This is a genomic window from Rathayibacter sp. AY1A7, from assembly GCF_002930845.1.
GTDB lineage: Bacteria > Actinomycetota > Actinomycetes > Actinomycetales > Microbacteriaceae > Rathayibacter.
Map to the genome: position 1 here is coordinate 94,760 of NZ_PSTL01000001.1, position 15,622 is coordinate 110,381.

A 15,622-nucleotide genomic window follows, 5' to 3' on the forward strand; every position below is an offset into this window, starting at 1 on the left:
CCCTCGGCGCCTGCCACCGCGGCGGAGGAGGTCGTCCTCGCACCAGCGGGAACCGGTGCCGTCGCCTGGTCCCGTCCCGGTCGCCAAGCCTAGCCCCGTTCCCTGCACGGCCGACCCGGGGCCGCGCCGGAGTAGCGTTTCCCCCATGCGTTTCTCCGGCGGAACACCCTCAGGCGACCTCACCTACTCGGACGTCTTCCTCGTCCCCGGCCGCTCGTCGGTGACGAGCCGCCTCGACGTCTCGCTCGCCCCGGGCGACGGCACCGGGGCGACGATCCCCGTCGTCTCCTCCAACATGAACTCGGTCACCGGTCAGCGCCTCGCAGCGACGCTCGCGCGCCGGGGCGGGCTCGGCGTCCTCCCGCAGGACATGCCTCTGCAGGCGCTGGACGCCGCGATCCGCTGGGTGAAGCGCCAGCCGGTCGCTTTCTCCGGCGCCCTCACCGCCTCGCCGGCGACGACCGTGGAGGAGGCGCTGCGCATCCTGCCGGCCGTCGCCGGCCACGGCTTCGTGGTGCAGGAGGAGGGCGGCGCGATCCTCGGCTGCGTCCCGGCTGCGCGCCTGGCGACCGCGCTGCCGGACGCGCGTCTGGGCGACCTGGTGCACTCCGCCACGCCCTCGATCGACGCCGACGACGTGCCCACCGCGCGGGCCGCCTTCGACCTCATGGTGGCCGCCGACCTCGACTTCGCCCCGGTGCTGCACCACGGCGCCCTGGTCGGCACGCTGTCGCGCACCGGCGCCCTCCGCTCCACCGTCTACGACCCGGCGCTCGACGCGGACGGGCGTCTGCGCGTCGCGGCGGCGATCGGCATCAACGGCGACGTCGAGGCGAAGGCGCGCGCGCTCGTCTCCGCGGGCGTCGACGTCCTCGTCCTCGACACCGCGCACGGCCACCAGGAGGGGATGCTCCGGGCGCTCCGGACGGTCTCCGCGCTCGATCTCGGAGTGCCGATCGCGGCGGGCAACGTCGTCACGGCCGACGCGGTGCACGACCTCGTCGACGCGGGAGCGGACATCCTCAAGGTCGGCGTCGGCCCCGGCGCGATGTGCACCACCCGGATGATGACCGCGGTCGGCCGCCCGCAGTTCTCGGCCGTCCTCGAGACGGCCGAGCGCGCGCACGAGCTGGGCGCCCACGTCTGGGCGGACGGCGGGGTGCGCTACCCGCGCGACGTCGCCCTCGCGCTGGCCGCGGGCGCCGCCTCCGTGATGATCGGCTCCTGGTTCGCCGGCACGATCGAGGCGCCGGGGGAGCTGCGCAGCGACGCGGCCGGCCGGGTCTACAAGGAGAGCTGGGGCATGGCCTCGGCCAAGGCGGTGCAGGAGCGCTTCGACCGCCTCGACGCCTACGAGCTCGCCCGCAAGCGCCTCTTCGCCGAGGGCATCTCCTCCTCCACCATCTACCTCGACCCGTTGCGGCCCTCGGTCGAGGACCTGCTCGACATGATCACCTCGGGGGTCCGCTCGTCCTTCACCTACGCCGGCGCCCGGAGCGTGGCCGACTTCCACGAGCGGGCGCACGTGGGCCTGCAGTCGGCCGCGGGCTACGAGGAGGGCAAGGCGCTGCCGGTCAGCTGGTGAGCGGGCGCCGCGTGCTAGAACCGAGCCCATGACCATCGTCGACAACGCCGTGTACGTCGACGGCCGCCGCATCCGGAACCCCGACTCGCTCGAGGACACCTTCGAGCTGATGCGCGACGAGCACGGCATGGCCTGGATCGGCCTCTACCGCCCGACGCGCGAGGAGGTCGAGGCGGTCGCCGAGGAGTTCGGGCTGCACCCGCTCGCCGTCGAGGACGCGCTGAGCGGGCACCAGCGGGCCAAGCTCGAGCGCTACGACGACGGGCTCTTCGTCGTGCTGCGGCCGGCGCGCTACGCGGACGCCGCCGAGACGGTCGTCTTCGGCGAGCTGCACGTCTTCGTCGGCCCCGACTTCGTGGTCACCATCCGGCACGCCGATTCCCCGGACCTCGCCCGCGTGCGCCGCCGCCTGGAGGAGGATCCGGCCCTCCTCGCCCGCGGGCCCGAAGCGGTGCTCTACGCGATCCTCGACCAGGTCGTCGACGAGTACGCGCCGGTGGTGTTCGGCGTCCAGGGCGACGTGGACGAGATCGAGGACCAGCTCTTCGGCGACGACTCCGACGACGGGCTCTCCGAGCGCATCTACCGGCTCTCGCGCGAGGTCATCCACTTCCAGCGCTCGGTGCAGCCGCTGACCGCCCTGCTGCACGAGCTGCTGCAGGAGTCGACGCCCGTGGAGGGGGAGCCCTCGCCCTCGCCGGAGCGGATCGAGCTGCGCCGGTCCCTCCGCGACGTGCTCGACCACACCATCCGCGTGACGGAGGCGGTCGACTCCCTGCGCGCGATCCTCGACAAGGCGCTCACGGTGCACTCGACGCTCGTCTCGCGCCGCCAGACCGAGACCGGGCTCGCCCAGAACGACGTGGTCCGCAAGATCTCCTCGTGGGCGGCGATCCTCTTCGCCCCGACCCTGGTGGCCGGCATCTACGGGATGAACTTCGACGACATGCCGGAGCTGCACTGGCGGCTCGGCTACCCCTGGGCGCTGGGCCTGATGCTGCTGTTCGGCTTCGCGCTCTACGCGGTGTTCAAGCGGAAGAAGTGGCTCTGAGCCGCCGCGTCGGAGCACGCCCGGCAGCGCTCCGCGGCGGGTAGACTCGGCGCCACAATGGACGACCCTCCCTCTGCGCATCCGGCCTGTTCCGCTCACTGCCGTGCTCCTCGGACTCCCGCCCGCCGCTCCGGTGCCGCCGCTCCGCCGGCCCGCACCGTCCGGCCCTCCTCGCACCTCCCTCTCGTGACCGGGGGCGACCACCGTGGGAACTGAGTGGCTCCTCCTCGGCGTCGGCCTGCTGCTGACCCTGGGCACCGGCGTCTTCGTCGCCAGCGAGTTCGCGCTGGTGAACCTCGACCGGGCCGACCTCGAGGCCCGTCGCGACCGCGGCGAGACGCGGCTGGGCATGACCATCGCGGCCCTGCGCGTCACCTCCACGCACCTCTCGAGCGCGCAGCTGGGCATCACTCTCACGACGCTGCTCACCGGCTACACGATGGAGCCCGCCCTCTCGACGCTGCTCCAGGAGCCGTTCAGCGAACTCGGCATCCCGGAGGAGGCGCTCGCGCCGGTCATGACGGTGGTCGCCATCGTCATCGCGACCCTGCTGTCGATGATCCTCGGCGAGCTGGTCCCCAAGAACTTCGCCCTCGCTCTGCCGCGGGCGACCGCGAAGCTCGTCGTGCCGCTGCAGACCGCGTTCACGACGGTGTTCCGCCCGGCCGTCGCCCTGCTGAACGGCAGCGCGAACGCCCTGCTGCGCCTGGTCGGCATCGAGCCGAAGGAGGAGCTCTCGGGCGCCCGCAGCGCCGAGGAGCTCTCGAGCCTCGTGCGCCACTCCGCCAGCGCCGGACTGCTCGAGGAGGACACGGCCGACCTGCTCGGGCGCACCCTCCGCTTCTCCGCCCTCACCGCGGGCGACGTGATGACGCCGCGCCTGCGCCTGTCGACGGTCGAGCGCGCGAGCACCGCGCAGGACGTGCTCGACCTCGCCCGCACCACCGGGTTCTCGCGCTTCCCGATCACGGACGACGACATCGACGACATCGTCGGAGTCGTGCACGTCAAGCAGGCCGTCGCCGTGCCCCGCGGCAAGAGGTCCGACGTGCCGGTCACGGCGCTGCGCTCCGAGCCGCTCCGCGTCCCCGAGACCATGAAGCTCGACGTGCTGCTCACGGAGCTGCGTGGACGCGGCTTCCAGCTCGCGGTCGTCGTCGACGAGTACGGCGGGACGGCGGGCGTCGCCACGCTCGAGGACCTGGTCGAGGAGCTGGTCGGCGAGGTCGCCGACGAGCACGACCGCTCCCGGGCCGACGTCGTCAAGCTCCCCGGCTCCACCACCTTCCCCGGCATGCTCCGCCCCGACGAGGTCCTCGACCGCGCCGGCGTGCACATCCCCGAGGAGGGGCCCTACGAGACGGTCGCCGGATTCGTGATGAGCGAGCTCGGCCGCCTCCCCGCCGTCGGCGACCGGGTCGACGTCGAGGGCGGATCTCTACGCGTCGAGCGCCTGGACGGCCGCCGCATCGACCGCCTCCGCTTCACGCCCGACCCCGACGCGGATCCCGACGGGATCCCCGACCCGCTCGCCGACGTCGCCCGCGGACACCGCGGACGGAAGGAGTCCGACGATGAGTGACTGGGCCGGAATCGCCTGGCTCGTGGTGCTCCTCGCCGCGAACGCCTTCTTCGTCGGAGCGGAGTTCGCGGTCATCTCCGCGCGCCGCTCCCAGATCGAGCCCCTCGCGGAGAGCGGACGCCGGAGCGCGATCACCGCGCTCGCCGCGATGGAGCACGCCACACTGATGCTCGCGACCACTCAGCTGGGCATCACCGTCTGCTCGCTGCTGATCCTCAACGTGAGCGAGCCGGCGATCCACCACCTGCTCGAGGTGCCGCTGCACGCCGTCGGCATCCCCGACGAGCTCTCCGGCACCGTCGCCTTCGTCATCACGCTGCTGATCGTGTCGTTCCTGCACGTGGTGCTCGGCGAGATGGTCCCCAAGAACATCTCGTTCTCGATGCCCGACCGCGCCGTGCTCCTCCTGGCGCCGCCGCTCGTCGCCATCGCCCGGGTCCTCCGCCCGATCATCGTCGCCCTCAACGCGGTCTCGAACGGAGTGCTCCGCCTCTTCAAGGTGGAGCCCAAGGACGAGGCGAACAGCACCTTCACGCTCGAGGAGGTGCAGACGATCGTCGACCAGTCCACCCGCGAGGGCACGCTCCGCGACTCGACCGGGACCCTCCTCGCCGCGTTCGAGTTCACCGAGAAGAAGGTCCACGACGTCGCCCTGCCCCTCGACGGGATCGTCAGCCTCCCCAGCGGAGCGACCCCCGCCGACGTCGAGCGCGCCGTCGCCAAGCACGGCTTCTCGCGCTACGTGATCCTCGGGGAGGACGGCACCCCCGAGGGCTACATCCACCTCAAGGACGTCCTCGACCTCGACGGTGACACGGAGGGCGCCAAGTTCCGCCTCCCCGTCCCCGCCAAGCGCATCCGCCAGCTCGCCTCGATCTTCGAGGCCACCGACCTCGAGGACGCCCTCGCGATCATGCGGCGCACCGGCGCCCACCTCGCCCGGGCGTTCGACGAGCAGGGCCGCGCCACCGGAGTGCTGTTCCTCGAGGACATCATCGAGGAGCTCGTCGGCGAAGTCGACGACGCCACCCGCCGCTAGGCGCGGGCCGCGGAGGGGCCGTCTGCGGCGTTGTCGTCGGGCGCGATACCGCCGGTATCGCTTCCTCCTCCGCCTTGCATCCGACCCCTCCGCGGCCCGCGCCCGCGGGTGCTGGAGGGGGCGTTCGCGGCGTTGTCGTCGGGCGCGGTACCGCCGGTACCGCTTCCTCCTCCGCCTTGCGACTGCCCCCTCCAGCACCCGCGCCCCTCTGGAGCAAGGGGAGAGGGGCGCGGCTGCGCCGGCACCAGTGCGCTGCGCCGGCACCAGTGCGGCTGCGGCGGCACCGGGCGGCTCCGCCGCAGGGCGACGTAGGGTGGCGGGATGGGTCAGCGGGTCAGGACGGCGGAGGCGGCGCGGAGCATCAGGGTGCCGCGGGAGGACGACGACAAGTACACGCGCGGGGTGCTGGGGATCGCGACCGGGTCGGAGCGGTACCCGGGAGCGGCGGTGCTCGGCGTCGAGGCGGCGGTGCGGACGGGAGTCGGCATGGTCCGCTACCTCGGACCGGAGCGGCCCGCGGGACTGGTGCTCGCCCGGCGGCCGGAGGTCGTGACCGCGGTGGGGCGCGTGCAGGCCTGGCTCGTCGGCTCCGGCACCAGCGCCGAGGACCGCAGCGACGAGGAGCGGCGCACCCTGATCGAGCAGCTGCACTCGGGAGTCCCGGTGGTGCTCGACGCGGGCGCGCTCGACCTGATCGACGAGGCCGCAGGCCCGGTCGTCATCACGCCGCACTACCGCGAGCTCGCCGGAGTGCTCGGCCGAGCGGGTCTGGACGCGGACGCCGCGACGATCGCCGAGGCCCCGGGGGAGTGGGCGCGCCGGGCGGCGGACCGCCTCGGAGTCTGCGTGCTCCTCAAGGGCGGCACCACCCACGTCGTCGCGGGCGGCGTCGAGCTCGAGGTCTCCGGATCTACGCCCTGGCTGGCGACCGCGGGCAGCGGCGACGTCCTCGGCGGCGTGCTCGGCGCACTCCTCGCCGGTCGGGCCGCGGACGCCGAGGCGGCCGGGGCGACTCTGACCGCGGAGGACCTCGCCCCGGTGGCCGCCGCGGCCGCCGTCCTGCACGCGGAGGCCGGACGGAGCGCCTCCGCCGGCGGCCCGATCGCCGCGCTCGACATCGCGGAGCACCTGCCCGGAGTGGTCGCCGCACTCCTGCGCTGACACGCCCGTCGGACGAGCGCTGAACCGAACCGGGACCGCCGCCGTTGTCCTGGAGGAAGCGACGCCCGCGGCCCGGCTCACCGGCTCCGCACCGCCGCCTCATCGGGTGCTCGAAGCGAGCACCTCTACCGTCGGATCCGCCGCGTCCGCCTTGACCAGGAGAACAGACATGACCGCGAAGACCACGACTCCCGCCCGCTACGCCCTGACCCTCCTCGCCGGCGCCGGCACCCTCGCCGCGCTCGCCGCCTGCTCCAGCACCACCACGACCGGGAGCGACGCCGCCGACGCGGCGACCACCACCGCTCCGAGCACCGCCACCAGCTCCGCCCCCGAGGCCACCGGCGCCGCGTCCTCCGCCGCGAGCGGCAGCAGCTACGCCGACGGCACCTACGAGGCCGAGGGCGCCTACACCTCGCCCGGAGGGAACGAGAAGGTGGGCGTCTCGCTGACCCTCGCCGAGGGCGTCGTCACCGACGTGACCGTGACCCCGGAGTCGGAGAACCCCACCGGCCAGCAGTACCAGTCGCGCTTCGCGGGCGGCATCGCGGGCGAGGTCGTCGGCAAGCAGCTCGACGAGCTGAAGGTCTCCAAGGTGTCGGGATCCTCCCTCACCTCCGGCGGCTTCAACGACGCCGTCGAGACCATCAAGGCCGATGCCACGGCCTGACGCCCCGACGGTCCTCGGCCACGCGTGGCGGTTCGACGCGATCGGCACCGGCTGGCAGATCGACACCGCCGAGCCGCTCGGGCCCTCCCACCGCTCGCGGGTCGAGGCGCGCATCGCGGCGTACGACCGCACCTGGTCGCGGTTCCGTGACGACTCCGCCGTCTCACAGCTGCGGGCCGGAGGCGAGCATGTCTTCCCCGACGAGGCGGTCGACCTCTTCGCACTGTACGACGTGCTCGACGAGCTGACCGGCGGGGCGGTCACCCCCTTCGTCGGCGGCTCTCTCGAGCAGCTCGGCTACGACTCCGCGTACACCCTCGTCCCGCGCGGAACCGCCGTCCCCGCTCCCTCCTGGGCCGCCGCCCGACGGGGGGCGGCGGGACTGCGGGTCGAGCCCGGGACCGTCGTCGACGTCGGCGCCGCGGGCAAGGGCCAGCTCGTCGACCTCGTCCTCGAGGAGCTCGACGGAGTCGGGCCCGCCGTCGTCGACGCGAGCGGCGACCTCCGGGGCATCGGAGCCGGACCCGTCCGGGTCGGCCTCGAGCACCCGTGGGACCCGAGCAGCGCACTGGGAGTGGCGGTGCCCGGCGACCGCGCGCTCTGCGGCTCGGCGAGCAACCGCCGCGCCTGGGGCAGCGGCCTCCACCACGTCCTCGACGGGCGGACCGGAGCTCCGGTCGAGAGCATCGTCGCCGCCTGGGCGGTGGCCGACACGGCCCTCGTCGCCGACGGGCTCGCGACCGCGCTGTTCGTCTGTCCGCCCGAGGCCCTCGCCGAGCGCTTCGACTTCGAGTTCGTCCGCGTCCGCAGCGACGGCACCCTCCACTACTCGCCTTCCTTCCCCGGAGAGGTCTTCCGATGATCGGCACCTTCGACCGCGCCCTCGGCCGCGTCACCACCTACCGGCTGGTCTGGATGACGCTCGCCGCGCTCCTGCTCGTCGCCGTCGGCTACGCCGCAGCCGGCCTGATCTTCTCGACGCCGCTCGAGATCCTCGGCACGACGCTCGTCGCCGTCGCCTCGACGGCCCTGGTCAGCGCGGTCCTCGCGCGGCTGTTCCGCAGCCGCGCGCACCTGGAGTCCTCGCTCGTCACCGGTCTGCTGATCGCCTGCCTGCTCTTCCCGACGGCCGATCCCCGCGGGCTCGCCGTGATCGCGCTCGTCGGCGCGATCGCCGCCGCGTCCAAGTACGTCCTGGCCTGGCGGGGCCGCCACCTCTTCAACCCGGCCGCGGTCGCCGTGCTGATCATCGGCTTCACCGGGCTCAACGCCGGAGCCTGGTGGATCGCCAGTGGCGCGATCTGGCCGTTCGTCGTCGTGGGTTCCCTCCTGATCGTCGCGCGGGTCCGCCGCTGGGCCGTCTTCGCCGTCTTCGTCGTCGTCGCCGGCGGGGTGTCCGTGCAGCAGGCGGTGCAGAACGGCCAGGACCTCGGCGCCGCGGCGGCCCTGGTCCTCACGGCCTACCCCTTCGTCTTCGCCGGCGCCTTCATGCTGACGGAGCCGCTCACGCTAGCGCCGCGCCGCTCGCAGCAGCTGATCATCGCGGTCGTCGCAGCGCTCGTGGCGAGCGTCCCCTTCCACATCGGCGTCGTCTCCGCCACTCCGGAGCTGGGCCTCGTGGTCGGCAACGCCCTCGCGTTCGCCTTCGCGTTCCGCCAGCGTCGGCGGCACACGCTCGAGCTCGCCTCGACCCGCGTGCTGGCGCCGGGCATCGCGGAGTACCGCTTCCGCTCCCGCTCGCCGCTGACCTTCGAGCCGGGCCAGTGGCTCGAGCTCGACCTGCCGCACCGCGCCGACAGCCGGGGCAGCCGGCGCACCTTCTCGGTCTCCTCCGCTCCGTCCGACGGCGAGATCGCGATCGCCCTGCGGATGCCGGAGAAGGCGAGCAGCTTCAAGCGCGCCCTCGCCGCGCTGGAGCCCGGCGACTCGCTCCGGGCGACGAGCGTCGGCGGTGACTTCGTCCTGCCGGCCGATCCCACCGTGCCGCTGCTGCTTGTGGCGGGCGGCATCGGGATCACCCCGTTCGCCAGTCAGCTCCGCTCGCTCGCGGACGGTCCGCGGCGCGACGTCGTCGTCGTGGTCGCCGCGCCGAGCCTCGCCGAGGTCGCTTACCGCGACCTGCTGCAGGAGTCGGGGGCCCGGGTCGTGCTCTGCTCGAAGGAGGCGCCGACCGACCTGCCCGCACGGTGGTCGCACGTCACAGGCCGACTGACCGCCGAGCTGCTCGCGGACGCGGTGCCGGACGCCGGCCGCCGCGTGGGCTACGTCTCCGGGTCGCCGTCGTTCGTCGACTCGGTCCGCGGCGCCCTGCGCGGTGCCGGGGCGAAGCGGATCCGCACCGACGCGTTCGCCGGCTACTGAGTTCATCGGGTCGTGATGCCGGCTGCTGACGCCCGGCGGCGACCGACGCCGCCGGGGGACCGATGCCCGGCGGGAGCGGCGCTCTCAGGCGGGCTCAGGTGCTGCCAGGGTCCCGTTCAGCGGCCCCTCTACAATGACGCGGTGCCGTCCTCCCCTCCTCGAGCGTCCTCCCGCCCCCTCGCCCGGCTGCGCGAGAACCGCGACTCCGTCGCCGTGCTCTGGGGCGCCTTCGCGCTGGTGCACGTGGTGCTCTCCCTCCTGGCGCTGTTCGCTCCGGGTCTGCCGATGGGCGACGTCAGCATCGTCTACAAGGAGTGGATGAGGACCGCCGTCGAGGGCGGCGGCATCGCCGGGATCGACACGGGCTGGGTCTACCCGATCCTCGCCTGGGGCCCGATCGCCGCCTCCTGGCTCTTCGGCTCGGCGGGCTACGACCTGATGTGGCTCGTCCTCGTCGCGCTCGCCGACGCCGCCGCCTTCGCCCTGCTGCTGCGCGGCCGGTCGGCGCCTCGCCTCGCCGCGGCGCGCTGGTGGCTGCTGTTCCTCGTCCTCCTCGGGCCGATCGCGATCGGCCGCATCGACGCCTTCACTGCGCCGCCGGCCATCGCCGGGATGCTCTGGGCGGCGACCCGTCCGGGCGTCGCGGCGCTGCTGCTGACCGTGGCCACCTGGATCAAGGTGTGGCCGGCCGCGATCCTCGCCGCTGCCGTGCTGGTCCTGCGCGGACGGCTGCGGATGATCCTCGTCCCCGCGGTCGCCTCCGTGATCATCGTGCTCGCGGTCGTCCTCGTCGGCGGCGGGGACCAGGTCTTCAGCTTCGTCACCGATCAGACCGATCGGGGCCTCCAGATCGAGGCCGTCGTGAGCACTCCCTGGATGTGGCTGTCGGTCCTCCCGGGATCGGGGAGCTACGTCTACTACGCCGCCGACATCAACACCTTCGAGATGCACGGGCCCGGCACCGAGTTCGCGGCGAGCCTGATGACCCCGCTGCTCGCTCTGGCCATGCTCGGCGTGGCCCTGCTGGGTGCCCGTGCTCTCGCCCGCCGGGCGGACCCCGCCAGGCTGTTCCCGCTGCTCGCGCTGACCTTCGTGGTCGTGTTCATCGACACCAACAAGGTGCTCTCGCCGCAGTACATCGTCTGGCTCGCGCCGCCGGTGATCGCCGGGCTGATCGCGTGCCGCGACGGCGCGTTCGACCGGCCCGCGAAGCTGACCCTCGTCACTGCGGCTCTGACCCAGGTGGTCTACCCGTACCTCTACCTCTTCCTCCTCTGGTCGCACTGGTGGATGGTGCTCGTGCTGACCGTGCGGAACATCCTCCTCGTGGTGCTGCTCGGCTGGCTGCTGCGCGAGCTGTGGAGGATGGGGACGGCGCGGGTCGTCGCACCCGGCGCCACGACTTCCGCGTCGTCGCTGACCGGCGAGACCCGCCTGGCGCCCCAGGGCTCGTAGGCTCGGAGGGCGCGGGGCCGGCACGCGGTGCGCGCAGTCAAGGAGGCTCCCATGCTCGTCGCATTCTCGGTCGCACCGTCCGGGGGCGAGGCGCCCGACGCGTCCGTCCACGACGCCGTCGCCGCCGCCGTCCGCATCGTCCGCGAGAGCGGCCTGCCGTCGCGGACGACCTCGATGTTCACCGAGATCGAGGGGGAGTGGGACGAGGTCTTCGACGTCGTCAAGCGCGCGACGGAGGCCGTCGGAGCGTTCGGGACGCGCGTGTCGCTCGTCCTGAAGGCGGACATCCGCCCCGGCTACTCGGGCGAGATCGACGGCAAGATCGCCCGGCTGAACAACGCACTGGGGGAGTAGACGGGGCGAACGCCCGCGACGTTGGTCGCGAGCTCGGCATATAAGCGGCCATACGACATGCCGACGGCAAGGACGTGATTCTTATAATTAACCTCGCGAGCTGAGTACGATTGCTTTTCCCTCTTTCGAGGCAATTGTGTTGGCTACACCGTCCCGAAGTCCTGCCAGTGATAATTGTCAATTGCTTCCTGCCATGTGGCACCTCCATTTCCCCGACCAATCGGCTTTTCTGTCTCAGCATCCAGCACGGAGATTGTGTACTTATACTGCGGAGGAACTCCTTCGTGCTCGCGAAAAATGATCTTCATTTCTCGGCCATCTGCACCGACCACTGTCCTAACCCAAGTGCGGAATACCTCGTCTTCCTGCGAATCGCTAGTTAGCTCGAGGTTCTGCTTGTCGTGATATCCGTGCATTGCAAGGGCTGAGTTGATGTTCTTTAAAAGGGAATCTACATTCATGGCGTTATTATCTCATGTTGCTCGTTCTGGCGCAAGATGTATCTTGCGAAAAAGCACTCTTAGTCTCTTGGCTCGAACCATGACCTGGTAATGTAGGAGAGGCTGGTCGTGAGTGGGAGTCATATCGCTCGTACGCCATCCTCCGGCTCGTCGGGATATGCCTTCCTGCGGGCTTGAGCGGGTGTAGAACTAAAAACCCGCGTATTTACTCGAGGGCGGACATGACGAGGCCGATGATCTCCATTACGTTTGCTCAAATCGATTCGACATCCGTCCGATCCTGAGTAGCCTTGACCGGTGACGCTCTCGCCCGCTCGGACCCGCCTCGCCCTGCTCGCCCTCGCGATGGGGGGCTTCGGCATCGGCTCGACCGAGTTCGTCGCGATGGGGCTCCTCCCGCAGCTCGCCGCCGACCTCCTCCCCGGGGTCTGGGCCGTGAGCCAGGAGCAGGCCGTCTCGCAGGCCGGGATGTTGATCTCGGCCTACGCACTCGGCGTCGTGGTCGGCGCCCCCACCATCGCCGCCGCAGCGGCGCGCTGGCCGCGCAAGAGGCTCCTCCTGACCCTCCTCGTCGCCTTCACCGTCGGGACGATCGGCTCGGCGCTGCTCCCGAGCTTCCCGCTCGTCCTCGCCGCGCGCTTCGTCGCCGCGCTCCCGCACGGCGCCTACTTCGGCATCGCCTCCCTGGTCGCCGCCGACCTGATGGGTCCCGGCAAGCGCGGCAAGGGAGTCGCGTTCGTCCTCTCCGGGCTCACGATCGCGAACGTCGTCGGCGTGCCCGCGATCACCTGGGTCGGGCAGGTGGCCGGCTGGCGCAGCGCCTACCTCGTGGTCGCGGTGCTCTTCGCGCTGACCGTCGTGGCCGTCCAGCTGCTGGTGCCCGCGCAGCCCGGGAATCCGGCGGCGACCGTCCGCAACGAGCTGCGGGCGTTCGGGCGCCTGCAGGTCTGGATGACCCTCCTCGTCGGCGCCATCGGCTTCGGCGGACTCTTCGCGATGTACAGCTACATCTCGCCGCTCGCGACCGAGGTGACGGGCCTGCCGCTCGGCGCGGTCCCGTGGATCCTGGTCGTCATCGGCCTCGGGATGACCGTCGGCAACCTCGTCGGCGGCTGGGCCGCCGACCGCGACGTGCGGCGGGCGCTGGTGGTGTTCTTCGCCGGCGTCGGCGTCTCGCTGATCGGACTCGCGCTGTCGGCCTCGTCGGTCGTCGGCCTGGTGGTGTTCGCGTTCCTCTCGGCGGGCTTCTCGGCCGCCGCGTCGCCCGCGATCCAGACCCGGCTGATGGACGTGGCGCGCGACAGCCAGACGATCGCGGCCGCGCTCAACCACTCCGCGCTCAACATCGGCAACTCGGTGGGTGCCGCGCTCGGCGGCCTGACGATCGCCGCCGGACTGGGCTACCTGTCGCCCATCTGGGTCGGCGTGGGCCTGACCGCGGCCGGAATCGTGCTCGCCCTCGGCAGCATCGCGATCGACCGCGCCCGGGGCACGGTCTACCCGGTCCACCGCGAGCCCGCCCAGCCGGGCACCGGCGGCATCCCGGTCGACGCACTGTAGGCAGAGCGCCGCCCGGGCCTCTGGAAGACTCTCGGCATGCGCGCCGTGAGCTACTCGTCCTTCTCCGCCCTCCCCGCGATCGTCGAGGTCGCGGAGCCCGTCTGCCCCGTCGACGGCGTCGTCGTCCGCGTCGCGGCGACCGGGGTGTGCCGGAGCGACTGGCACGCGTGGAAGGGGCACGACGACTCGGTCGTCCTGCCGCAGATCCCCGGGCACGAGTTCGCCGGGACGGTGATCGCGACGGGAGCCCAGGTGTCGCTCTTCGCGGTCGGTGACCGGGTCACAGCGCCGTTCGTGTTCGCCTGCGGCGACTGCGAGCAGTGCCGGGAGGGGGCGACGCAGGTGTGCCTCCGGCAGCAGCAGCCGGGATTCACCCTCGACGGGTCGTTCGCCGAGGCGGTGGCCGTGCCGGGTGCGGACCTGAACCTGGTGCGCCTGCCCGACTCCGTCGGCTTCGTCGAGGCGGCCGGTCTCGGCTGCCGCTTCGGGACCGCGTACCACGCCCTGCACGAGCGCGGCCGGGTCGCCCCGGGGGAGTGGGTCGCGGTGCTGGGCTGCGGCGGAGTCGGCCTCTCCGCGGTGATCGTCGCGCTCGCGGCCGGGGCCCGTGTGGTGGCGTCGGACGTCTCCGCCCCGGCGCGGGAGGCCGCAGCCGCGCTCGGGGCGGTGACCGTCCCCGGAGGCGAGGGTGCCGCCGAGGCGATCCGGGCGGCGACCGGAGGAGGTGCGCATCTGGCGATCGACGCCGTCGGAAGCAGCGTCACGGCGGAGGCGTCGATCGCCGCCCTGCGTCCGCGGGGCCGGCACGTGCAGGTGGGTCTGCTCCTCGGGCCCGACGCGGCACCGGCGATCCCGCTCGGCCGGGTCATCGCCCAGGAGCTGGAGCTGCTGGGCAGCCACGGCATCGCCCGGAGCGGCTACACGGCCCTCCTCGACGACATCGTCGCCGGCCGTCTGCGCCCCGCCGACTCCGTCGGCCGCACCATCGCCTTCGAGGACCTGCCCGACGCCCTCGCCGCGATGGACGCCCCCGCCGCGACGCCCGGCATGACGGTCGCCGTCCTGGCCCCCTGACGCGGGCCCGCAGGAGCACGGGCAGTCCCGGTCCGGTGGGTCTCGATGCCGCGCGTCCCGCGGCCTCTCGACCAGCATCGACCCGTTGCCCGTGCCTGGCGGTTCTCGATAGGCCGCGTCCCGCGGCTACTCGACCGGCACGACTCAGGCACGCCCGCACTGCACGCCCGCAGGAGCAGGTGGCCGCCGCTCGACGAGGTGGAGCCCGCCGACAGTGATCCGCGTGTCAGCGGATCAATGCCGGGCGACGCACCCCGCTCCGGGGAACGCACCACGTCGTGGAGCCGACCGCGCCGCGGCGGGCGGGGACCGCCGCGCCGTCGTGGAGCCCGCCGACAGCGATCGGCGTGTCAGCGGATCGATGCCGGGCGACGCGCCCCGCTCTGCGGAACGCACCGCGTCGTGAAGCCGACCGCGCCGCAGCGGGCGGGGACCGCCGCGCCTTCGTGGAGCCCGCCGACAGTGATCCGCGTGCCAGCGGATCGATGCCGGGCGACGCACCCCGCTCTGCGGAACGCACTACGTCGTGAAGTCGACCGCGCCGCGTCGGGCAGGGACCGCCACGGAAGAGGACTCAATCCGTCTCGATGAGGATCCCGTCGTGGATGGCGCGCTTGCGGAGCGCCACCTTCGTGCCGACGTCGATGCCGACGACGCGGTACTTCTCGCGGATCCGCTTGAGGTACGACTTCGCCGTCTCCTCCGAGATGCCCAGCTCGAACGCGACCGACTTCACCGGCTCGCCGCCGCCGTAGAGGGCCATCACTCGGCGCTCCTGCGCGCTGAGCTTCGGCGCTCCGTCGGAGTCGCCGGTGGAGAGCGCCATGTCGAGCTCGTGCGAGATGTAGGAGTGGCCGTCCTTGGCCGCGCGGATCGCCTCGACGATCATGTCCGCGTCCTCGGTCTTCACCAGGTAGCCGAGGGCTCCGGAGGCGAGCGCCTCGCGGACCACGGCGGGCTCGGAGTAGGTGCTCATCAGCACGGTCTTCACCCCGGTGGTCTTGAGGGTCGAGAGCTTCACCGAGATCGGGATGTTGTCCTTGAGGTCGAGGTCGAGGAGGACGACGTCGACGGGGAACTCGGGGTGCGTGAGCAGCTCGGGCCAGGAGGCGACCGCGGCCACCAGCTGGATGTCGGAGGCGGCTCCGCGGATCCACTCCGTGAGCGCTCCGAGGAGCATCTTGTGGTCGTCCACGACCGCGAGAGTGATCTTCGCGTCAGCGGTGGGTGTCATCGGTGTCCTTAGGTCGGCGGTCGTCGGCGGTCTCT

The 15,622-nt window shown here is 72.3% G+C and carries 14 protein-coding genes; 12 read left to right on the forward strand and 2 right to left on the reverse strand.

Annotation, left to right across the window (positions count from 1 at the left end; genetic code table 11):
* The first annotated feature begins 145 nt into the window (after positions 1-145).
* From C5B95_RS00385 to C5B95_RS00430, 10 genes are all read left to right on the forward strand, one after another.
* Positions 146-1,585, forward strand: coding sequence for a GuaB1 family IMP dehydrogenase-related protein (locus tag C5B95_RS00385; RefSeq protein ID WP_104246650.1), 1,440 nt, complete (start codon positions 146-148; stop codon positions 1,583-1,585).
* Between the two features lie 28 nt (positions 1,586-1,613).
* The gene (corA, locus tag C5B95_RS00390) at positions 1,614-2,636 is read left to right on the forward strand and encodes a magnesium/cobalt transporter CorA (protein WP_104348237.1); all 1,023 of its coding nucleotides are present in this window, start codon (positions 1,614-1,616) and stop codon (positions 2,634-2,636) included.
* A gap of 205 nt (positions 2,637-2,841) precedes the next feature.
* Positions 2,842-4,218 carry a hemolysin family protein gene (locus C5B95_RS00395; protein ID WP_104348238.1) on the forward strand — a complete coding sequence of 459 codons (1,377 nt, stop codon included), beginning with the start codon at positions 2,842-2,844 and terminating at the stop codon, positions 4,216-4,218.
* Positions 4,211-5,257 carry a hemolysin family protein gene (locus tag C5B95_RS00400; protein ID WP_104224111.1) on the forward strand — a complete coding sequence of 349 codons (1,047 nt, stop codon included), beginning with the start codon at positions 4,211-4,213 and terminating at the stop codon, positions 5,255-5,257. The genes C5B95_RS00395 and C5B95_RS00400 overlap by 8 nt, the downstream gene beginning before the upstream one ends.
* 321 nt (positions 5,258-5,578) lie before the next feature.
* Positions 5,579-6,418 carry an ADP/ATP-dependent (S)-NAD(P)H-hydrate dehydratase gene (locus C5B95_RS00405; protein WP_104348239.1) on the forward strand — a complete coding sequence of 280 codons (840 nt, stop codon included), beginning with the start codon at positions 5,579-5,581 and terminating at the stop codon, positions 6,416-6,418.
* Between the two features lie 169 nt (positions 6,419-6,587).
* Complete coding sequence (locus tag C5B95_RS00410) at positions 6,588-7,088, forward strand: FMN-binding protein (protein ID WP_104348240.1); 501 nt, start codon at positions 6,588-6,590, stop codon at positions 7,086-7,088.
* On the forward strand, positions 7,075-7,950 hold the full coding sequence (locus C5B95_RS00415; protein WP_104348241.1) for an FAD:protein FMN transferase: 876 nt from the start codon (positions 7,075-7,077) through the stop codon (positions 7,948-7,950). Before C5B95_RS00410 ends, C5B95_RS00415 begins: the two co-directional genes overlap by 14 nt.
* Positions 7,947-9,449: an oxidoreductase gene (locus tag C5B95_RS00420; protein WP_104287627.1), complete on the forward strand. Its 1,503-nt coding sequence runs from the start codon at positions 7,947-7,949 to the stop codon at positions 9,447-9,449. Before C5B95_RS00415 ends, C5B95_RS00420 begins: the two co-directional genes overlap by 4 nt.
* A 141-nt stretch (positions 9,450-9,590) precedes the next feature.
* Entirely contained in the window at positions 9,591-10,904 is a 1,314-nt protein-coding gene (locus C5B95_RS00425) for a glycosyltransferase 87 family protein (RefSeq protein ID WP_104225503.1), read from the forward strand.
* Positions 10,905-10,955: 51 nt separating this feature from the next.
* Positions 10,956-11,258, forward strand: a complete 303-nt coding sequence (locus C5B95_RS00430) for a thiamine-binding protein (protein WP_104348242.1) — start codon at positions 10,956-10,958, stop codon at positions 11,256-11,258.
* Positions 11,259-11,401: 143 nt separating this feature from the next.
* Here the strand turns inward: C5B95_RS00430 and C5B95_RS17030 are convergent, their stop codons facing one another.
* Complete coding sequence (locus C5B95_RS17030) at positions 11,402-11,719, reverse strand: hypothetical protein (RefSeq protein WP_146076466.1); 318 nt, start codon at positions 11,717-11,719, stop codon at positions 11,402-11,404.
* A 345-nt stretch (positions 11,720-12,064) separates the two neighbouring features.
* On the opposite strand from C5B95_RS17030, the gene C5B95_RS00435 reads away from it, so the two are divergent.
* Positions 12,065-13,279, forward strand: coding sequence for an MFS transporter (locus C5B95_RS00435; protein WP_104257102.1), 1,215 nt, complete (start codon positions 12,065-12,067; stop codon positions 13,277-13,279).
* Positions 13,280-13,315: 36 nt separating this feature from the next.
* Positions 13,316-14,353, forward strand: a complete 1,038-nt coding sequence (locus C5B95_RS00440; protein ID WP_104348243.1) for an alcohol dehydrogenase catalytic domain-containing protein — start codon at positions 13,316-13,318, stop codon at positions 14,351-14,353.
* Positions 14,354-14,927: 574 nt separating this feature from the next.
* On the opposite strand, the gene C5B95_RS00445 is transcribed toward C5B95_RS00440, so the two are convergent.
* Entirely contained in the window at positions 14,928-15,587 is a 660-nt protein-coding gene (locus C5B95_RS00445) for a response regulator (RefSeq protein WP_104224447.1), read from the reverse strand.
* Between the last annotated feature and the right edge of the window lie 35 nt (positions 15,588-15,622).

Bases quoted from the DNA above. Each gene is read 5' to 3' on its own strand.
- C5B95_RS00410 (WP_104348240.1), top strand. From the start codon at position 6,588: ATGACCGCGAAGACCACGACTCCCGCCCGCTACGCCCTGACCCTCCTC.
- C5B95_RS00445 (WP_104224447.1), bottom strand. From the start codon at position 15,587: ATGACACCCACCGCTGACGCGAAGATCACTCTCGCGGTCGTGGACGAC.
- C5B95_RS00385 (WP_104246650.1), top strand. From the start codon at position 146: ATGCGTTTCTCCGGCGGAACACCCTCAGGCGACCTCACCTACTCGGAC.
- C5B95_RS00435 (WP_104257102.1), top strand. From the start codon at position 12,065: ATGGGGGGCTTCGGCATCGGCTCGACCGAGTTCGTCGCGATGGGGCTC.
- C5B95_RS00405 (WP_104348239.1), top strand. From the start codon at position 5,579: ATGGGTCAGCGGGTCAGGACGGCGGAGGCGGCGCGGAGCATCAGGGTG.
- C5B95_RS00440 (WP_104348243.1), top strand. From the start codon at position 13,316: ATGCGCGCCGTGAGCTACTCGTCCTTCTCCGCCCTCCCCGCGATCGTC.
- C5B95_RS00420 (WP_104287627.1), top strand. From the start codon at position 7,947: ATGATCGGCACCTTCGACCGCGCCCTCGGCCGCGTCACCACCTACCGG.
- corA (WP_104348237.1), top strand. From the start codon at position 1,614: ATGACCATCGTCGACAACGCCGTGTACGTCGACGGCCGCCGCATCCGG.
- C5B95_RS17030 (WP_146076466.1), bottom strand. From the start codon at position 11,719: ATGAATGTAGATTCCCTTTTAAAGAACATCAACTCAGCCCTTGCAATG.
- C5B95_RS00430 (WP_104348242.1), top strand. From the start codon at position 10,956: ATGCTCGTCGCATTCTCGGTCGCACCGTCCGGGGGCGAGGCGCCCGAC.
- C5B95_RS00415 (WP_104348241.1), top strand. From the start codon at position 7,075: ATGCCACGGCCTGACGCCCCGACGGTCCTCGGCCACGCGTGGCGGTTC.
- C5B95_RS00400 (WP_104224111.1), top strand. From the start codon at position 4,211: ATGAGTGACTGGGCCGGAATCGCCTGGCTCGTGGTGCTCCTCGCCGCG.